The sequence below is a fragment of the Leifsonella bigeumensis genome (assembly GCF_039537265.1).
In the GTDB taxonomy this organism is placed as follows: domain Bacteria; phylum Actinomycetota; class Actinomycetes; order Actinomycetales; family Microbacteriaceae; genus Terrimesophilobacter; species Terrimesophilobacter bigeumensis.
Genome location: NZ_BAABAE010000004.1, coordinates 108138 through 126396 on the forward strand (window position 1 = coordinate 108138; position 18259 = coordinate 126396).

15 protein-coding genes and 1 tRNA gene are annotated in these 18259 nt (G+C 68.1%); 6 read left to right on the forward strand and 10 right to left on the reverse strand.

What is annotated here, in order from left to right; all coding sequences use genetic code 11:
• Window positions 1-83: 83 nt before the first annotated feature.
• Window positions 84-1418 carry an MFS transporter gene (locus ABD678_RS12910; RefSeq protein WP_344757424.1) on the forward strand — a complete coding sequence of 445 codons (1335 nt, stop codon included), beginning with the start codon at window positions 84-86 and terminating at the stop codon, window positions 1416-1418.
• A gap of 27 nt (window positions 1419-1445) precedes the next feature.
• Here the strand turns inward: ABD678_RS12910 and ABD678_RS12915 are convergent, their stop codons facing one another.
• Both ABD678_RS12915 and ABD678_RS12920 read right to left on the reverse strand, forming a co-directional pair.
• Window positions 1446-2039 (reverse strand): GNAT family N-acetyltransferase, encoded by a 594-nt coding sequence (locus tag ABD678_RS12915; RefSeq protein WP_344757426.1) that lies wholly within the window; start codon window positions 2037-2039, stop codon window positions 1446-1448.
• A 92-nt stretch (window positions 2040-2131) separates the two neighbouring features.
• Entirely contained in the window at window positions 2132-3136 is a 1005-nt protein-coding gene (locus tag ABD678_RS12920) for a phosphotransferase (RefSeq protein ID WP_344757428.1), read from the reverse strand.
• An 82-nt stretch (window positions 3137-3218) separates the two neighbouring features.
• On the opposite strand from ABD678_RS12920, the gene nudC reads away from it, so the two are divergent.
• Together nudC and ABD678_RS12930 are read left to right on the forward strand one after the other, a co-directional pair.
• On the forward strand, window positions 3219-4193 hold the full coding sequence (gene nudC, locus ABD678_RS12925) for an NAD(+) diphosphatase (RefSeq protein ID WP_344757430.1): 975 nt from the start codon (window positions 3219-3221) through the stop codon (window positions 4191-4193).
• Entirely contained in the window at window positions 4175-5929 is a 1755-nt protein-coding gene (locus ABD678_RS12930) for an ATP-dependent helicase (protein WP_344757432.1), read from the forward strand. The genes nudC and ABD678_RS12930 overlap by 19 nt, the downstream gene beginning before the upstream one ends.
• On the opposite strand, the gene ABD678_RS12935 is transcribed toward ABD678_RS12930, so the two are convergent.
• Window positions 5826-6776 carry a TOMM precursor leader peptide-binding protein gene (locus ABD678_RS12935; RefSeq protein ID WP_344757434.1) on the reverse strand — a complete coding sequence of 317 codons (951 nt, stop codon included), beginning with the start codon at window positions 6774-6776 and terminating at the stop codon, window positions 5826-5828. The two genes, ABD678_RS12930 and ABD678_RS12935, sit on opposite strands and share 104 nt — an antisense overlap.
• A gap of 137 nt (window positions 6777-6913) precedes the next feature.
• On the reverse strand, window positions 6914-8287 hold the full coding sequence (locus ABD678_RS12940; RefSeq protein WP_344757436.1) for a zinc-dependent metalloprotease: 1374 nt from the start codon (window positions 8285-8287) through the stop codon (window positions 6914-6916).
• Between the two features lie 105 nt (window positions 8288-8392).
• Between ABD678_RS12940 and ABD678_RS12945 the strand changes: the two genes are divergently transcribed.
• From ABD678_RS12945 to ABD678_RS12955, 3 genes are all read left to right on the forward strand, one after another.
• On the forward strand, window positions 8393-9505 hold the full coding sequence (locus ABD678_RS12945) for a YlbL family protein (protein WP_344757438.1): 1113 nt from the start codon (window positions 8393-8395) through the stop codon (window positions 9503-9505).
• Window positions 9506-9596: 91 nt separating this feature from the next.
• Entirely contained in the window at window positions 9597-12494 is a 2898-nt protein-coding gene (locus tag ABD678_RS12950) for a UPF0182 family membrane protein (protein WP_344757440.1), read from the forward strand.
• Window positions 12495-12652: 158 nt separating this feature from the next.
• Window positions 12653-12726, forward strand: a tRNA-Met gene (locus ABD678_RS12955).
• Window positions 12727-12798: 72 nt separating this feature from the next.
• Here ABD678_RS12955 and ABD678_RS12960 read toward each other — a convergent pair.
• The 6 genes from ABD678_RS12960 to ABD678_RS12985 all read right to left on the reverse strand — a co-directional run bounded on the left by ABD678_RS12960 (window position 12799) and on the right by ABD678_RS12985 (window position 18258).
• Entirely contained in the window at window positions 12799-14208 is a 1410-nt protein-coding gene (locus ABD678_RS12960) for a WD40 repeat domain-containing protein (RefSeq protein ID WP_344757442.1), read from the reverse strand.
• A complete protein-coding gene (locus tag ABD678_RS12965; protein WP_344757444.1) occupies window positions 14189-14974 on the reverse strand; it encodes a TIGR03943 family putative permease subunit in 786 nt (261 codons plus the stop codon). The genes ABD678_RS12960 and ABD678_RS12965 overlap by 20 nt, the downstream gene beginning before the upstream one ends.
• Window positions 14964-16001, reverse strand: a complete 1038-nt coding sequence (locus tag ABD678_RS12970) for a permease (protein ID WP_425561994.1) — start codon at window positions 15999-16001, stop codon at window positions 14964-14966. Before ABD678_RS12970 ends, ABD678_RS12965 begins: the two co-directional genes overlap by 11 nt.
• A 55-nt stretch (window positions 16002-16056) precedes the next feature.
• Window positions 16057-16845, reverse strand: a complete 789-nt coding sequence (locus ABD678_RS12975; RefSeq protein WP_344757448.1) for a hypothetical protein — start codon at window positions 16843-16845, stop codon at window positions 16057-16059.
• Window positions 16846-16915: 70 nt separating this feature from the next.
• Window positions 16916-17569, reverse strand: coding sequence for a 3-oxoacid CoA-transferase subunit B (locus ABD678_RS12980; RefSeq protein ID WP_344757449.1), 654 nt, complete (start codon window positions 17567-17569; stop codon window positions 16916-16918).
• Window positions 17566-18258, reverse strand: coding sequence for a 3-oxoacid CoA-transferase subunit A (locus tag ABD678_RS12985; protein WP_344757451.1), 693 nt, complete (start codon window positions 18256-18258; stop codon window positions 17566-17568). The genes ABD678_RS12980 and ABD678_RS12985 overlap by 4 nt, the downstream gene beginning before the upstream one ends.
• Between the last annotated feature and the right edge of the window lies 1 nt (window position 18259).

Sequence of the window (18259 nt, forward strand, 5' to 3'; positions counted from 1 at the left end):
CGGATCTCCCATTGCAGAATGTAATAGGACTTATAGTCTCGATAATACGGTTGAATGAATAGGCCCGACATACCGTTGACTTCGTGACACCGGAGCAATCAGTGGATGAGGCGGCGACCGCGCCCATCCCGGTGCTCCTGCAACGTCCGCGCTGGCGGGACACCTTCAGTTCCCTGCGCATCCACAACTACCGGTTGTATGTGATCTCGCAGGCCATCTCCAACACCTCCGGCTGGGCGATGCGCATCGCGATCGACTGGCTCGTCTTCGAACTCACCGGCAGTGTGACGCTCGTCGGCATCACCGTGGCGCTTCAGTTCGGCCCGATGCTCTTCCTCGGCCCGCTCGGCGGCGTCATCGCCGACCGCTACCCGAAGCGACGGCTCCTCGTCACGACCCAGGCGGTCAACGCGGCCGCCTGCGCGACCCTCGCCGTGCTCACGATCGCCGGCGTCGTCACGGTGTGGGAGGTCTTCGCGACCGCCCTCATCATGGGCTGCACCGCCGTCGTGGACTCCCCGGCGCGCTCCGTGTTCGTCAACGAGATGGTGGGTCACGACCGTCTGGGCAACGCCATCAGCATCAACGCCTCGATCTTCCACCTCGGCGGGCTCGTGGGGCCTGCGGTGAGCGGCATCCTCATCGCCATCGTCGGTGCCGGCTGGTCGATCGCGGCGAACGCGCTCGCAGCGTGCGTCGTCGTGGTGACCCTGCTCAGCATGCGCAGCTCAGAACTGCTGCCCTCGCTCGTCGCCAAGCGGTCGAAGGGCCAGATCCGGGAGGGCCTGCGCTACGCCCTCTCCAAGCCCACGATCTTCTGGCCGACCGTCATGCTGGCCTTCGTCGCGACGTTCGGGATGAACCTGCCGGTCATGCTCGTGGCCTTCGCCGACCATGTCTTCGGCTCCGGTGCCGCAGGGTACGGCCTCTACAGCTCGGCAGCGGCACTCGGCGCGCTCGCGGGATCGATCGCCTCCACCCGCCGGATGGGCTACCGGCTGCGCTCGATCATGTTGGCCGCCGGATGCTTCGGGCTCACGATCGCCGCCTCCGGGATCGCGCCCGTCGTCTCCGTGTTCCTGCTCTGTCTCGCCGGCATCGGGTTCACGCGCCTGCTGTTCGCGACGGCGGCGGAGTCGATCGTGCAGATGTCGTCGAACCGCATCATCCGCGGACGGGTGATGGCGATCTACGCGATGGTGGTGCTCGGCGGCCAGGCGATCGGCGGACCGCTCATGGGTTGGCTCGCCGAACTCTGGGGCGTGCGCGCCGCCATGGTGTTCTCCGGTCTGGTCCCGACTCTCGCCGCGATCGTCATCGCCCTCCTTCTGGCGCGGTCGGGTCGGCTCACGCTGCGTCTCCGGATGCGCCGCCGCATCATCCCGCTCACGGTCGAGGTGCGCGGCCAGCTCGGGTAGGGCGTGTCTGCCGGCCGCCCCGCCGGCTCAGCCGAAGACGAGATACTTTCCCGGCTTGCCGGGCTCGAGCAGCTCGAATTTCAGACTCAGGTCGGTGCGGTCGATGAGGTCCACCTGCTGTGCGAACTGCTCATTCGTCACATAGACGGTTCTCTCGAGCTTCCATTCCTCGGCGAACCACTCACGGAGCGCGGCGAGAAGGCGCTCGTCCATGCCCTTCTCGATCCGGGACAGACGAACCCAGAAGTAGATGACGGCGTCCACTTTCGCCCACTCATCGTCACCGACGGGAGTCACCGTGCTTTTTCCGAGGAAGGTGGCGTTCGTGGGAAAGATGTAGACGCAGCCCAGGCATTCGGTGCCGTCCGGGTCGAGCACGGTGTACGTGAACGCGCGATGCGCAGCATGGCGTTGCTCGAGGTCGACAAGGTCCTTCCGGTTCGCCTCCACGGTGAAATCGTCCTCGGGCCAGGTCGACTGTTCCCATAACCGCAGGTACTCGCGCGTCTCCATCACTGCGGCATAATCCAGTTCCGCGTCATCGGCCACGATCGGACGCAGGACGAACTCGTCCGTCCTGGGCCCCGGGGGAACGGGCTCGTTCGGATCGGTGAAGGACAATGGTGCCTCCTTCGGCGGATGCCCAGACTATAACCGGTCCGACCGCCCCCGCGCGCAGAGCCGCCGGGATCAGGGACGACCGTACGTCCGCGTCAGGCGCGGCGGCGGTCGAGCATGGCCTCGACCTCGTCGACGGCCATGACCGGCATGGTGTGGTGGCTGAGCGTGGTGCTGAGGTCGTCGCGAACGCTGTCGGCCAGTCCGTGCAGCATGGCGACCGCGTCGTCCACGATCTCGGTGGAGCGTTCCTGCGCTCCGTGCAGCAGCCATTTGGCGAGTTCGAGCTCCGAGTAGAGGCGCGCGCGACGTTCGATTTGGCGATCGGTCGAACCGCGAGCCTGCTGGTAGGAGTCGATGACGGTCTCGGCGGCTCCGGCGCGGTTCGAACCGAGAATCCAGAACAGGTCGCGGGCCGGGTCGTCGACGCGCAGTCCGTGCCAGCCGAGCATGCCGACGACCTCGCCGCCGTGGGACCCGCTGTCCACGAGCAGGGAGTCCGCGCTCAGCGCCCCGTTGATGACCGTCGGGGCGAACTGCCAGAGGGCGGAATCCTCGGCCGCACCCTCCCAGCGTCCGAGCAGGGCGCCCGGGACGAGACCGGTCGCCGAGGCGCGGTCCATGATCGTGATGTTGGCGCGCAGGATCTCGGCGGGGCTGAGCACCGGGAGTCCGGCATCCGCGATGAAGCTCGTCGGCAGGGAGTGGATCGCGGCGACGGCACGGCCGACCGAGTCGGCGAGCTCTCCGCCGGGCTCGATGTCGTCGAGTGCGGCCTTGCGACCGTGGACGAACTCGTAGACGACGGCGCGCGTTCCGCTCACCGGGGTCTGTCCGGCGAAGGTGGAGACGGCGAAGGGCAGACGACCGCGAATGCCGGTGCTGAGCGCACGGAGTGCGACGAGGTCGGCCGACTGCTCCGCCTCGGCCCGCTCAGAGGTGGGGATGCGGATGATCCAGTGCCGGCCGTCGGTTCCCGTGACGAGTGCGGCCTCGAAGTCGCCGTGCGAACCCGAGCCGATCGGCTGGGCGCCTGCGGCGTCGAGTCCCTGGACGGCGGCGGTCGCCAGTGCGGCGAGCGTGAGGTGGGATCTGGCCATACCTGACAGGGTAGGTCGTGCATCCCCGACCCCGGCCGAACGCCACGCGACTATCAGGTTGTCGTACTGCAATGATGAAGGGATGACAGTCGTGGATGCGCGCTCGGGGCGGAACCTCGCCCGCTCGGTGCATCCGGCTCCGATGCCCCTCTCGCGCAGCGAGGTGGATCGCGATTATCTCTCCCGGGCGCGGCCACAGCTCATCGGGGAGTTGCGCGGCGACCCGGCCACCCGCATCCTCCCCGTATGGCAGGGACGGTCGCTCGTGGCCGACCCGCTCCCCATCGGGGGCGAGAACCCCGCATTGCGCCTTCTCGAGCCGTCGGCGATCCCGGATGCCGAGACCTGGCTCTATCTCGGACGTTCGCTCTCGACGACGACCGCCGAGCCGCCGGGCACCGCCATCCTCGCCGCGGTCCTGACCGAGACGGATGCCATCGCGCTCGCCCCGGAGACCGAGTGGGCGGGCCTCCGTGAGCTGGGCGCCGCTCTGAGCGACCGCGACGCGGGCCTCCTCGTCGAGGCGATCGCGCTCGCCAACTGGCATGCGAGCCACCGGTTCTCCCCGCGCACCGGCGAGCCGCTCGTGGCGGAGCAGGGCGGCTGGGTGTTGAGGGCCGCCGGCGACACGACCGAGGTCTTCCCCCGCACAGATCCCGCGATCATCGTCGCGGTCCTCGACGAGCAGGACCGGCTGCTGCTCGGCTCGAACGCCCTGTGGCAGTCGAACCGCTACTCCCTGCTGGCCGGCTTCGTCGAACCGGGGGAGTCGCTCGAGGCCGCGGTCGTGCGCGAGGTCTTCGAGGAGTCCGGCATCCGGGTCGTGGATCCGGTCTACCTCGGTTCGCAGCCCTGGCCGTTCCCGGCCTCCATCATGCTGGGCTTCCGTGCGTTCGCCGACCCGAGAGGGGCGGGTGAGCTCACGCCGGATGGTACCGAGATCCTCGACCTGCGCTGGTTCACGCGGGAGGAGTTGCGCGAGAACGAGTCGCTCATCCTTCCAGGCCCGACCTCGATCGCCCGAGCCATCATCGACGAGTGGCTCGCGCGCCCGTGAGCGCCGAGAGCCTGCTCGAGGGGCTCGACCCGGAACAGCGGGTCGCCGTGGAGTCCCTGCTCGGGCCGGTGTGCCTGCTCGCCGGCGCTGGCACGGGCAAGACGAGGGCGATCACCCATCGCATCGCCTACGGCGTCGCCAACGGCGTCTACAGCGAGGGCAAGGTCATGGCTCTCACCTTCACGACCCGAGCCGCGGGCGAGTTGCGCACGAGGCTCCGCGGGCTCGGCGCGGGCGGGGTCGCGAGCCGCACCTTCCACGCCGCGGCGCTCTCCCAGCTCGCGTTCTTCTGGCCGCAGGTCGTCGGGGGGACGATGCCGCGCATCCTCGAGGGCAAGGCGCGCCTCCTCGGGCAGGTCGCTGAGTCGCTCCGGATGCGGGTCGACACCGCCGCACTGCGCGACCTCGCCGCCGAGGTCGAGTGGCGGAAGGTCTCCGGCCTCGGCATCGAGGAGTATGCGACGGCCGGCCGTACCCCGCCCGGTTCGCTCAGCACCGAGCAGGTCGTCGCCCTCCAGCAGGGCTACGAGAACCTCAAGGACGACCGTCGGCAGCTCGACTTCGAGGACGTACTGCTGGCCTGCGCCGGCATGATCGACTCGGAGCCGAGGGTGGCCCAGCAGGTGCGCGAGCAGTACCGCTTCTTCGTGGTCGACGAGTACCAGGATGTCTCCCCGCTGCAGCAGCGGTTGCTGGAGCTGTGGCTCGGCGATCGCGAAGACCTCTGCGTGGTCGGGGACGCGAGCCAGACGATCTACTCCTTCGCGGGGGCGAGCCCGGAGTTCCTGCTGGGCTTTCCGCGGCGGTATCCGGATGCGATGGTCGTCCGGCTGGAACGCAACTACCGGTCGACTCCCGCGATCGTGGACGCGGCGAACCGGCTCATGCGCGGGCGAGCAGGGGCGCTCACGCTCACGGCGGCCGCGGCCTCTGTCGCCGCACCGCCGGCGGAGGTGGCGACGATCCCGTCGGCCGCGCCCTCCCGGACGGTGTCGCCCCCGCCCTCCGCAGCGCCGACGATCGACGCCTGCCGCTCCGACACCGAAGAGGCCAGAGGGGTCGCCTCGCGCATCGGCGAACTCATCGCGGGTGGCGCGAAGCCGCAGGACATCGCCGTGCTCTACCGCATCAACGTGCAGTCGGTCGCGCTCGGCGCCGCGCTCGACGACGCGGGGGTGAGCTACCAGGTGCGCGGGGGGACTCGCTTCTTCGACCTGCCCGAGATCAAGCAGGCGATCATGATGCTCAAGGGCGCGACGATCGTGAAGACCGACGAGCAGCTGTTCAGGACGGTGAGCGACGTGCTGCGCTCGCTCGGCTGGACGCAGGAACCGCCGGAGTCGCGTGGCGCCGTCCGGAGCAGGTGGGAGTCGCTCAACACGCTCATGCTGCTCGCCGAGGACCAGCCTCCCGGTACCGGGCTTGCCGGGTTCGTCGCCGAACTGCTCGAACGCTCGGCCGGCCAGCACGAGCCGACCATGGCTGCGGTGACCCTCGCGACCCTGCACTCGGCGAAGGGTCTCGAGTGGGACACCGTCTTCCTCGTCGGCCTGCAGGAGGGGCTCGTGCCGATCGGGTATGCGTCGACCCCTGAGGCGATCGACGAGGAGCGCCGTCTCCTCTACGTCGGGCTCACGCGGGCACGGAAACGTCTGCACCTCTCGTGGTCCGCCTCGAACGGGCAGCGGAGCGGCGAGAATCGGCCCTCGAGGTTCCTCGCGGAGCTCGCTCGCTGACCGCGGGCCCTCCGGACTCGAACTCCGTGAGACCGGCGCACCCGCAGTCCGGATGCGCCACGTGGCCCTGCCTCGACTGCTCGCCCGTCGCGGCGTCGATCGTGAAGCTCGTCGCGGCGGGCGCGGGCAGACCGGCGACCCGGTTCGCGAGGAGCCGCGCAGCCACGGTCGCCGTCTCGCTCGCCAGGAACGAGGTCTCGGCGGTGCTGCGCAGCCCCCAGAGTTGCGAGGCGATCGCCGGCCAGGCCGGGTCGGCATCCGTCCGGTATCGGTCGAGGCAGTACAGGCAGGGACCGGAGCCGGGCTCGACGAGCGGGCCGATTCGGACCCCCGTGTCTCCGAACACGATCGGCAGATGCGGGATGTCGCGGCGCAGCCAGAGGCCGTAGAACTCCGGGTCGAGCACGTAATGGCCGACGACCGTTGCAATCGCGGCGGAGCGCAGCGCCGGGGCGGCGACCGCGTCCCCGGGGCTCGCGCCCGTTGCCCGCGGGTCGAGTCCGGCCTCGGTGAGGCGCCAGGCGAGCCGGTCGGCCGTCGGTCCGGTACCGGAGACCACGACGGTGTGCGAGGGCGCGGGGGAGCCTTTCGCGGGCGAACCCTGCGCGCTCTCGAGCGCGGGCAAGATGGCGGTCTGGAATCCGGCGATCTGCGCCTTCGTGAGCCCGGAGTTCGTGCCGATCACCTGGATGCCGGTCGCGGTCGACCCGACGGTGAGGGCGGCGAGCAGACGTTCCTCGGCGACCGTGACGTGGTCGAACCGGGCGCGCGGCTCGTCCACGCCGAGTTGGAGGCTGGTGGGGCTGCGCCAGACGAGCGGATAGCGGGGGTCGAGTCGGAGGGTCACCCCGCCATGATGCCGTGCTCGCGAGAAGTGGGTCGGAATCTGTCCACAGGTGCGCTGGAGCTTTGAGCGAAGGCCATTTCTGGCCTTCGCGGCAGGCCTAGCCGTGCCAGCGCCGATGCCCGTCCCGGGCGTCGGTTTTACTCGACGGGCCGGTCCTCGCCGCCTTCGTCGTTCAGGAGGTCCTCGATCGCGCGGTCGACATCGTCGAGCTCGGGCTCCGGGTCGGTGATCCTCGCGACGAGCGCTGCCGGGTCGTCGATGTCCTCGCTCGAGGGTACGAGGTCGGGGTGCGACCACAGGGCGTCCCTGCGCTCGGCGCCCACGGCATCCGTGAGCTGCTGCCACATCGCGGCAGCCTCGCGAAGCCGGCGCGGTCGCAGTTCGAGGCCGACGAGCGTCGAGAACGCCGACTCGGCCGGTCCGCCGGATGCGCGGCGTCGCCGCACCGTCTCGGCGATGGCCCCCGACTTGGGCAGGCGGTTCGTCGCCTCCGCCGTCACGACGTCGACCCAGCCCTCGATGAGGGCGAGCGTCGTCTCCAGCCGGGTGAGCGCGGAGAGCTGCGACTCGTTCTTCGGGGCGAGCAGTTCACCGGCCGAGACCGCGTGCTGCAGCGATTCGGGGTTGGACGGGTCGAAGTTCTCGGCGAGCTCCTCGAGACGTTCGGTGTTGATCGTGATGCCCCGGGCGATGTCGCCGATCGCACTGAGCAGCTGCAGCCGAAGCCACCGCGCGTGGCGGAACAGCCTGGCGTGGGCGAGCTCGCGCACCGCGAGGTAGAGGCGCACCTGCTCCTCGTCGATGTCCAGCCCCGCGCCGAACGCCGCCACGTTCTGCGGGATGATCGCGGCCTGCGCCGCAGCGTCCTCCTCCGCACCGAAGAGCGGGATGCCCACATCGCCTCCCGAGACGACCTCGGTCGAGAGCTGGCCGACCACCTGGCCGAGCTGCATCGCGAAGAGGGTCCCGCCGACGTTGCGCATGAGTCTGCTTGCACCGGCGATCATGTCGCTCATCTCCTCGGGCGACTGCTCGTGCAGCACTCGGGTCAGGGCATCCGCGATACTCGTCGCGACGGGTTCGGCGAGCTGCGTCCAGATCGGCATCGTCGTCGTGACCCACTCCGTGCGGCTGATGAGGCGCGGGGTCGCGGTGAGTTCTGCGACGTAGGTGGCCTCGTCGAGCCAGAGGGCTGCGACGTGGAAGGCCTGTTCGAGGGCGGAGCGCTCGGCGGGAAGGGACGGCTGGCGTTCGCGCCCTGCAACGGCTTTCGCCTGCTCGAGGGCCAGGTCCCAGTTGATGCCGTCCCCGCTGTTCTGGAGGGCATCCTGCAGCTTGCTCATCAGCTGGGCGACGAGCGCGGGATCGTTGGGGAGGCCTGCGGCACTCGCCAGGCGGCCCGGGTCGAGGTCGGAGTTGCCGGAGAGGAACTCCCGAAGGAGGTCGCGGAACTCCTCCTCCGGGTTCCCCTGGTCGCCTTCGCCGGGGCCATGATCCGAGTTGTCAGGCATGAGAACTACGCTAGCCGCTGCACCGCTGGCGCGGCTGGGTTTTCACCTAGGCTTGAATCTTCCACAGTGCGCCTGTGGCGAACAGGTTCTCGCGAAAGGACTGGCGTGGCCCTCTTCGGCATCGACGACTCGGAAGCACCCTCGGGTCGGGGCAGGTCCAGGCGGATCGGCGGCTGGCTCTTCACCGTGGCGATCCTCGGGGTGTGCCTCTTCGCGCTCGTCCCATCCCCCTACGTCATCGACGTGCCTGGCCCGGTCTTCAATACCCTCGGCGAGGTCACGATCGACGGGAAGAAGGTCCCCCTCATCGAGATCCCGGGGGAGACCACCTACCCGACCGACGGCGCCCTCGACCTGCTCACGGTGAGCACCGTCGGCGATCGGGGGAACACGCCGACCTGGTTCGAGGTGGTCACCGCCTGGTTCGATCCTTCGAAAGCCGTCCTGCCGCTCGACTCGGTGTATCCGCCCGGCTATTCGGTCGAGCAGTCCAATGAGGACGGCAGGGTCATGATGGCGAACTCGCAGAAGGATGCGATCGCCGCCGCGCTCACCGAGCTCGGCTACGACCTTCCCGTTACCGTGACCGTCGGCTCCCTCACCGAGAACTCCCCGTCCGACGGCATTCTCGAGCCGGGGGACGTCATCCTGTCGGTCGGCGGTCGGTCGGTGGTCGGCGTCGAGGACATGCGCTCGGTGATCGCCGAGAACGGGGTGGGGAAGCCGATCGAGATCGAGATCACCAGGAACGGTGAGCCGATGACGGTCTCGATCGTGCCTGAACTGAGCGACGAGAACCCGCCGGCGCCCATCGTCGGCGTCTACCCGGCGATCGACTACGACTACCCGTTCGAGGTGAAGATCCAGTTGCAGAACGTGGGCGGGCCGAGCGGTGGACAGATGTTCGCTCTCGGCATCATCGACAAGCTGACCCCCGGCGAGCTCAACGGTGGGGAGCGCGTCGCGGGCACGGGAACGATCGACGCGGCGGGGAAGGTCGGGCCGATCGGCGGCATCCGGCAGAAGCTGTACGGGGCATTGAGGGCGGGTGCGACCTGGTTCCTCGCCCCGAAGGCGAACTGCGACGAGGTCGTGGGGCATGTGCCCGACGGTCTTCACGTGGTCGCGGTGTCGACGCTCGAGGACTCGCTCGCGGCGCTCACGGCGATCGAGTCCGGGCGCGAAACCGGGTCGCTTCCGTCCTGCGCCACCGGCTGAGCGCCGGCCCCGGGAGCTCTCGGGAGAACGGCGGATGTGACCAACGGTTACGATGGACTGATCCCCGTCTCGACAAGCCAGGAGTGGTTCCTTGACCTCAACACCCGCTGAGCGCCACCCGGCCCAACGCTCCCGCGTCCCCCTCGTCATCGCGATCGCCGTCATCGGCGCGCTCGTCATCGCATTCTTCGTCTTCGCCGGCCTCTACGCCGACTGGCTGTGGTACGAGCAGCTCGGGTTCCTGAACGTCCTCACGACGCAGTGGACTGCGGCCGCGGCGATGTTCGGCATCGGGTTCTTCGCGATGGCGATTCCGGTGTGGGTGAGCATCGAGGTCGCGTTCCGCTGGCGGCCGGTGTACGCGAAGCTCAGTTCGCAGCTCGACCGCTACCAGCAGGTCATCGAGCCGCTGCGCCGCCTGGCGATGTATGGCATCCCGGTCGTGCTCGGCCTCTTCGCCGGTGTCGCGACGAGCGCCAACTGGAAGCTCGCACTCGAGTGGCTCAACCGCACGCCGGCCGGAGTCGCCGACCCGCAGTTCGGGTTGGATGTCTCCTTCTACCTCTTCGAGCTGCCCTTCTATCGTGCGGTCGTCGCCTTCGCATCGGCGATCGTGCTCATCGCCCTCCTCGCTGCGGTTGCCACGAGCTACCTCTACGGCGCCCTGCGGTTCAACGGGCGTGAGGTGCGGATCTCGCGCTCGGCGCGCATCCAGTTCGCCACGATGGCCGCCGTCTACCTCCTCATCCAGGCCGTGAGCATCTGGCTCGACCAGTACGGGACGATGGCCACGAGCACCTCGACAGACCTCATCACCGGTGCGGGTTACACCGATGTCAACGCGGTCATCCCCGGGCGCGCGATCCTCGCCGGCATCGCCGCTCTCGTCGCCATCCTCTTCATCGTGACGGCGATCATCGGGCGCTGGCGCCTGCCGATCGTCGGGACGGCGCTGCTCATCGTGAGCGCCATCCTCATCGGTGGCGTTTACCCCTGGATCGTGCAGCGCTTCCAGGTCGAGCCGAGCGCGCGCACGGCGGAGTCGCAGTTCATCGAGCGGAACATCGAGGCGACGCGGGCCGCGTACGGGGTTTCGGATGTCGTCGAGTCGCCCTACAAGGCGCACACCGACACCGCGCCGGGGACCCTGCGCAACGACGCCGAGACGACGGCGAACATCCGTATCCTGGACCCTGCCCTGGTGACGGATGCCTTCGCCCAGCTCGAGCAGATCAAGCAGTACTACCAGTTCGCACCGCACCTCGACGTCGACCGCTACACGATCGACGGCAAGTCGCAGGACACCGTGATCGCGGTGCGCGAGCTCAATCAGGCCGGAATCGGCAGCTCGAGCAACTGGGTCAACGATCACATCGTCTACACCCACGGCTATGGGGTCGTCGCCGCGTACGGCAACCAGCGCACGGTCGACGGGCTTCCGGAGTTCATCGAGCACGGCATCCCGAGCACCGGCGACCTGGGCGAGTTCCAGCCGCGGGTGTACTTCGGCGAGGCCTCGCCGGACTACTCGATCGTCGGCGCCCCGGAGGGGGCGACCCCGGCCGAGCTCGACTACCCGTCGGGAACCGAGGAGAACAGCCAGAACGCCCAGTTCACCTACGACGGCAACGGCGGGCCGACGCTCGACGGCATCTTCAAGAAGCTCGTCTTCGCCATCAAGTTCCAGTCGGAGCAGATCCTGCTCTCGAGCGATGTCAACGAGAAGTCGCAGATCCTCTACGACCGCGACCCGCTCACGCGCGTGCAGAAGGTGGCGCCGTACCTGACCCTCGACACCGACCCCTATCCGGCGGTGGTCGACGGCAAGATCGTCTGGATCGTCGACGGCTACACGACGAGCGACCAGTACCCGTACTCGAAGGTCGAGCAGCTCTCGAACGCGATCGCCGACACCTACACGCCGACCCCGCTCTTCGCGGTCGACGACATCAACTACATCCGCAACTCGGTGAAGGCCACGGTCGACGCCTACACCGGTGAGGTCACGCTCTACGCCTGGGACGACAGCGACCCGATCCTCAAGACCTGGCAGAAGATCTTCCCGACCACGATCCAGCCGATGAGCGAGATGAGCCCCGAGCTCATGAGCCATGTGCGCTACCCCTCGGACCTGTTCAAGGTTCAGCGGGCGATCCTCGGCACGTACCACGTGACCGACCCGGGTTCGTGGTTCCAGAGCGACGATGCGTGGATCACGCCGCCGGACCCGACGCAGCCCTCGGCCAGTGCCAAGCTGCAGCCGCCGTACTACCTGACGATGAAGGTTCCGGGGGCGGAGACCTCGGCGTTCACGCTCTACTCGACCTACATCCCGCAGGAGTCCGGGGACAATGCGCGCAGCATCCTCACCGGATATCTCGCGGTCAACGCGGACGCCGGCTCGACGCCGGGGACGATCTCGCCCGACTACGGCAAGTTCACCCTGCTCACGCTGCCCAAGGCGGAGACGGTGCCCGGGCCCGGTCAGGTGCAGAACAACTTCAACTCCGACCCGACGGTGTCGACGGAGCTCAACCTGCTCAGCCAGGGCTCGACGGATGTCAAGAAGGGCAACCTTCTGACGCTACCGGTCGGTGGCGGGCTGCTCTACGTGCAGCCGGTCTACATCCAGTCGACCGGTGAGACGAGCTATCCGCTGCTCAAGAAGGTGCTCGTAGCCTTCGGTGACAAGATCGCCTTCGAGTCGACACTGGACGCCGCACTCGACTCGATCTTCGGGGGCGACTCCGGAGCCCAGGCCGGCGACAACGAGACGCCGCCGGATGAGGGCGAGGAGCCGGGCACTGAGGAGCCGACGACACCGACGGACAACGCCGCGCTCGATGCGGCGCTCAGGGATGCCGCTGCAGCCCTCAAGGAGCGGGAGGCCGCCTACGCGGCCAACGACCTCGTCGCGGCGGCCGAGGCCGATGAGAAGCTGCAGGATGCCCTTGAGCGGGCGCTTGCCGCCTCCGGGGTCACCCCCTGACGCGCTTTCGGTCCCGAACTTCTCGGGTCGAGCCTGTCGAGACCGCAACCTCGGGTCTCGACAGGCTCGGCCGGAGAGGATGCGGTCTCGATGGGAGAGGATGCGGTCTCGCCCGGAGGGACGGGTGGGATCCACTGTGCTAGAGTTGACCTTCGTGCCGCGGGGTGGAGCAGTTCGGTAGCTCGCCGGGCTCATAACCCGGAGGTCACAGGTTCAAATCCTGTCCCCGCAACGCAGTGCCTGTCAGGTTCGCCTTGATGGGCGACAAAGGCCCGGAACCGCAAGGTTCCGGGCCTTTGTCATGTCACGGCCAACTGGTGCCGAAGCCGTCATAGCTGCGCACCTGTTCGCCTGTTGCGAGGTCGACCACGATCGTCATGATGTTTGTCGGTTTGGCGAACGGGTAGTAGCCGTCCGACGTGCTCTTGCCGGCATCCGGACTGACCGCTATGGCCGCGTACTGGCCGTTCGGGGAGACCGTGAAGCTGTCGATCGCTCCGGCATCCGGCGGAGTATACACGATGCGCCCCGTGGTGCCGTCGTCAACGACGAGGAAGCTTCGCGAGCTCGTCAGGTCTGCGGAGAGGAAGACGACCGACTGCACTCTCGTGTGTCCGTCCGGCAGGAGCGCGGGAGTGGAGGAGTACGGGATCTCGCCGTCGACGGGGGAGGGGGTGATCCGCGTCTCGGTTCCATCGGCGAGGGAGACCACGATGCTGCCGAACGCATCCTTGACCAGGAGCGCGGAACCGTCGGGCGAGACATCATCGAGCTCGGTCCAGGTGCCGATCGGCGTGGGCACCCCGGGGGCGGCGGCGTCGAAGAGCAGGACCGTCTGGTCGAAGGTCTGTGCAGTGAACTGCGAGGTACCGGGAAGGAACATCCAGTCGAGCACCCCGAGGTTCGACCCGTCGAGTGCGGCGACCGGAGTCACCTCATGCGTGCCGCCCAGGTCGACGAGCATGAGCGCGTTGGTGGGATCGCCGTCCTGACCGGTGAGAATGAATCCGACGAATCCGGTTGTGGGGGAGGCCCTCAGCCGTTCGACCTGCACCGCCGGCGGCAACCGGAGCTGTTCCGTCGCACCGTCGTCGAGGCTCACGAGCGTGACCGTTCCGGTGCGGTCGGCCGCCATTGTGACGACGACGAGCGCGCGGCCGACGACCGTGAAGTCCTGGATGCGATCCGCCGAGTAGACGACCTTCTTCTCGACCGCTTCCGGACCGAAACCGATGCCGGTCCGAAGGATCGTGTCCTTCCCGCCCACCGCCGGGTCCGCCCGGTCGAGGTAGTACACGGAGGCTGCGGCGGTCGTGAAGCGGTGTTCGAGCGTCGAGGTCGCCGTGTGCTGCACGCCGGCGGCCTCCGTGATCGTCACGCGGTACTCGGTGGAGTAGTCGAGCCTCGTGGTGAATCGGATTGCGATCACCGCCCCGGAGGTCGACACGTCGAAGGGCACCTCAGGTGCCACCGTGACCTGGTCGGCCCGGATGTCGGCGAGCGGCTCGTTCGCGAACAGCCTCAGTTGCTGCCCCGGCAGGGCCGCGACCGCCGCGGTGTCGACCTGGGCATCCGACAGTCGCGGGCCCTGGAACCAGTCCAGGGTGAAGAAGGTTCCGCAGAGTACGAGGAGGGTGGTGACGAGAATGGTCAGGGTTCTCCGGAACCGGCGGACATCCGGGAGCCGCCCGCCGTCAGTAAAGGTAGGGCTCATCGGGTTGCTGCACGGTCTTCGTGCTCGTGGGCACGAGGGCTATGGGCTGGGCGCTGGCCGCGCTGGGATTGGTCTCGAACCCTCCGGTCACCTGTACCCAGTCGTCCTTGTGGAAGCTGGAGGTCCAGTCCGGCAGGTACACCGGGACCCCGATCGGCTGGGCGTCGACCGCGCAGCAGGTGATGATGAAGCGCGAGACATAGAAGACGTTCTCCGGATCGTCCGGGTCGGGGGTGACGAACCCGACGACATCCGCCGGTTTGCCGCTGTAGAAGACCGGGTCGGAGGTTTGACGCAGGAGGGAGGCCCAGTCCCGCACGGTGAACCGCTCCGAGGCACCGGCGGGGGCTACCGCATCCGCCGACTGGGGCGTGTCGAGAACGTTCGTGCTGTTGATCTCGCGCTGGTCGGCGGTCGCGCTCGTGAGGGTGGCCGGCGGGACGATCACGAGCGCGAGGGCGATCGCAGCGGTCACGATGGTGGCGGATGCCGTGATCCAGCGGCGCAGGCCGCTCGACGCCGACGCTTCGTCCTGGGTCTCGTGGTCGTGGTCGTGGCCGTGCCGTGAGCGGGGCACGAAGCTCGCGACGAGGAAGACGAGCCCGAAGGCGGCCATGATGACCGTGAAGACGATGTAGCGGGGGTGGATGTAGAGCAGCAGCTGGTTCGTCGTGGCGAGCCATACCGTCGCCACGATCGTGGCCGCGGTGAGGGCGATCCCGTTCCAGCGGCGCCAGTCCCTGCGGGTGCGGTGTCTAGGCGACATAGTTGACCACCAGCCCGACGAGGGCGCTCAGGAGCGCGACGACGACCGTGAGCTGGACGAGTGTCTTCGTCGTGAATGTCGTACGCATGAGGCTCAGCATCTTGATGTCGATGATGGGGCCGAAGACGAGGAAGGCGGCGATCGAACCGGGGAGGAAGGTGCTCGCGAACGGCAGGATGAAGAACGCGTCGACGTTGGAGCACACCGAGATCACGAAGGCGAGCAGCATCATCACCAGCACCGACCAGAGCGGGTTGCTGCCGAGGCCGATGAGCACCGAACGCGGGACGGCGACCTGCACGAGACCGGCGAGGAGTGAGCCGATGAAGAGCGCTGGCATGATGACGGCGGCCTCGCGCGTGAACAGGTCGATGCTCGAGCCCAGCCGGCTGGTTCCGTGCTCGTGCCGGTCCGGCATCCGGCACTCTGCGGCGAAGCGCGAGGTGAGCAGGCTGTCCTGGTCGGGATGCCTGCTGAACAGCCATCCGAGGATGTTCGCGATGGCGAAACCGCCCACGAGGCGCGCCACGAGGATGCCGTCGTCGAACCCGAAGGCCTGGTGCGTCGTGATGATGGTGATGGGGTTGAGGATGGGGGCGGCGAGCAGGAAGGTCATCGACTCGGAGACCGTGAAGCCCTTGACGAGCAGGCCGCGCGCGAGCGGGACGTTGCCGCACTCGCAGACCGGGAGGAACATGCCGAGGAACGAGATGGCCGCGCGGCGCAGAACCGGATTGCGGGGGAGGGCGCGCATGACCCACGAGTCGGGGAGCCAGACCTGCACGAGGATCGAGAGCAGCACGCCGAGGATGACGAACGGCAGCGACTCGACGATGACGCTGATGCTGAGGGTCAGGAGGTCCTGGAGCTGGTTCGGGAGCGACCAGGGGCCGGTCTTCGAGGTGATCGCCCGTATGAGGAAGAGGCTCGCCAGGCCGACGACGCCGACTCCGATCCACGCCGCGCGCGCGGGACTGACCCGGGTGTGAGAACGCTCCGGGGGGCCGGTGCGAGTCTCGGTCTCGATCGCCACCCGTCGAGCCTAAGCCACTGGCGGGCGTTTGGCGGATGGCGCCCCGTGGCTATTCGGAGCCGCCGGTGACGTCCTGGTTCTCCCAGTCTTCGAGCTTCTGCGGGTCGATGCCGCACTCGCGGACCTCCTGCGCCAGCTTCTTGGTCAGGCGGGACTTGCCCGCGGCGACCGCCTCCTGGGTGGTGCCCACGAAGATCTGGCCGTCCTTCGACTCGCGGTTGACATCCGAGGCGTCCTGGCAGAGGTGGAAGACCGAGCCCGACTGGGTCCAGGTGACCTCGTCCTGGCCAGTGAGGAAGACGACGGCGTCGCGGTCGTTGGCGTAGTCCTCCTGCGAGGGCGCGTTCCAGTCGACCCCGAAGTAGGCCGCGACGAGCAGCAGCACGACGGCGATTCCACCGGCGATGCCCTTCTGCTTCCCGTCCATGTCCTTGTTGAGGAGGATCATGACGATGAGGGGCAGGAACGCGATGGCGGTCACGATCGCACCGAGCTGGTTCTGTACGAAGAAGCGGAACTTGTCCTTCTTCGAGGCCGGGTCGAGGCGGTTCGCCTTCTTCCAGAGCAGGGAGCCGCCGATGGCGAGGCCGGCGATGACGACCAGCAGGCCGATGAGCAGGATGAGGTGCCAGGTCTCGAAGGGGACCTGTCGCAGCAGCCAGAAGATCGCGAAGGCCTCGGTCGCGATGGCCAGAACCCACAGCACCGCGGCGATGATCCGGAAGCGTCCGGCCTTCGACTTCGACTCCGCAGTCGGCTTCCAATTGCTCTCGGTGCTCGACGTCTCGGCATCCGGCGTCGACTCGACCCGGACGACCTTCTTGGTGCGTTTGGCCATTTCCATCCCCTTGGTCTTGGAGGCACCAGCATATCGGGAGCGCGGGGTTCGCGGCCTCCTGAATCTCTGGTCAGTCCGCGCTGAGGGCGAGCCCGGTCAGCTCCGCGAGCTCGTCGAGACCCAGTTCACCGAAGATCTCCCGCGCGACGACTCCTCGGGGGGTGATGTCGAACACCGCATAGTCGGTGTAGACGGTGTCGACGCACCCGATTCCGGTGAGCGGGTAGCTGCACTCATCGACGAGCTTGCAGGCCCCCTCCTTGGTGAACAGCTCCATGATGACGAACACCTGCTTGGCGCCGATCGCGAGGTCCATGGCGCCGCCCACGGCCGGAATGGCGTCCTCACCGCCGGTGTGCCAGTTGGCGAGGTCGCCGCTCGTCGAGACCTGGAATGCGCCGAGGACGCAGATGTCCAGGTGCCCGCCGCGCATCATGCCGAACGAGTCGGCGTGGTGGAAGTAGCTCGCGCCCGGCAGTTCGGTCACCGGGATCTTGCCCGCATTGAGCAGGTCGGGGTCGATCTCGTCGCCGACGGCGGCCGGGCCCATCCCGAGCATGCCGTTCTCGGTATGCAGGATGATCTCCCGATCGCTCGGCAGATAGTCGGAGACCTTCGTCGGGAGCCCGATACCGAGGTTGACGTAGGCGCCCTCCCGGATGTCGTCGGCCACCCGGCGCGCCATGTCGTCCCGCGTGAGCGGCCCGCGTGTGCGAACGGTCATTGTCCCTCCGTGGCCAGTGGCAGGCGACCGCCGACCTCGACGAGGCGTTCGACGAAGATGCCGGGGGTCACGACGGCCTCGGGATCGAGTGCTCCGACCTCGACGATGCGGTTGACCTGGGCGATCGCGGTGTGCGCGGCGCTCGCCATGAGGGGTCCGAAGTTGCGCGCCGTCTTGCGGTAGACGAGGTTGCCGAGCCGGTCGCCCTCGTGGGCCTTGATGAGAGCGAAGTCGGCCGTGAGGGCCTCCTCGAGCACGTAGTCCCTGCCGTTGATGCGGCGCGTCTCCTTGCCGTCTGCGAGGGTCGTGCCGAATGCCGTCGGGGTGAAGAAGGCGGCGATTCCGGCCCCTCCCGCCCGGATGCGTTCGGCGAGTGTTCCCTGCGGAACGAGTTCGAGTTCGAGTTGTCCCGCCCGGTAGAGCCCGTCGAAGATCTGCGAGTCCACCTGCCGCGGAAACGAGCAGATGATCTTCCTCACCCGGCCGGCACCGAGTAGCGCAGCGAGGCCGGTCGTCCCGTTCCCCGCGTTGTTGTTGACGATTGTGAGGTCGCCGACGCCATGCTCGAGGAGCGCGTCGATGAGCTCGACGGGCTGCCCGGCGGTGCCGAAGCCGCCGATCATGACGGTCGCGCCATCCGGGATGTCCCGGACGGCTGTGGCGGCGCTCTCGACGATCTTGGAGATCATG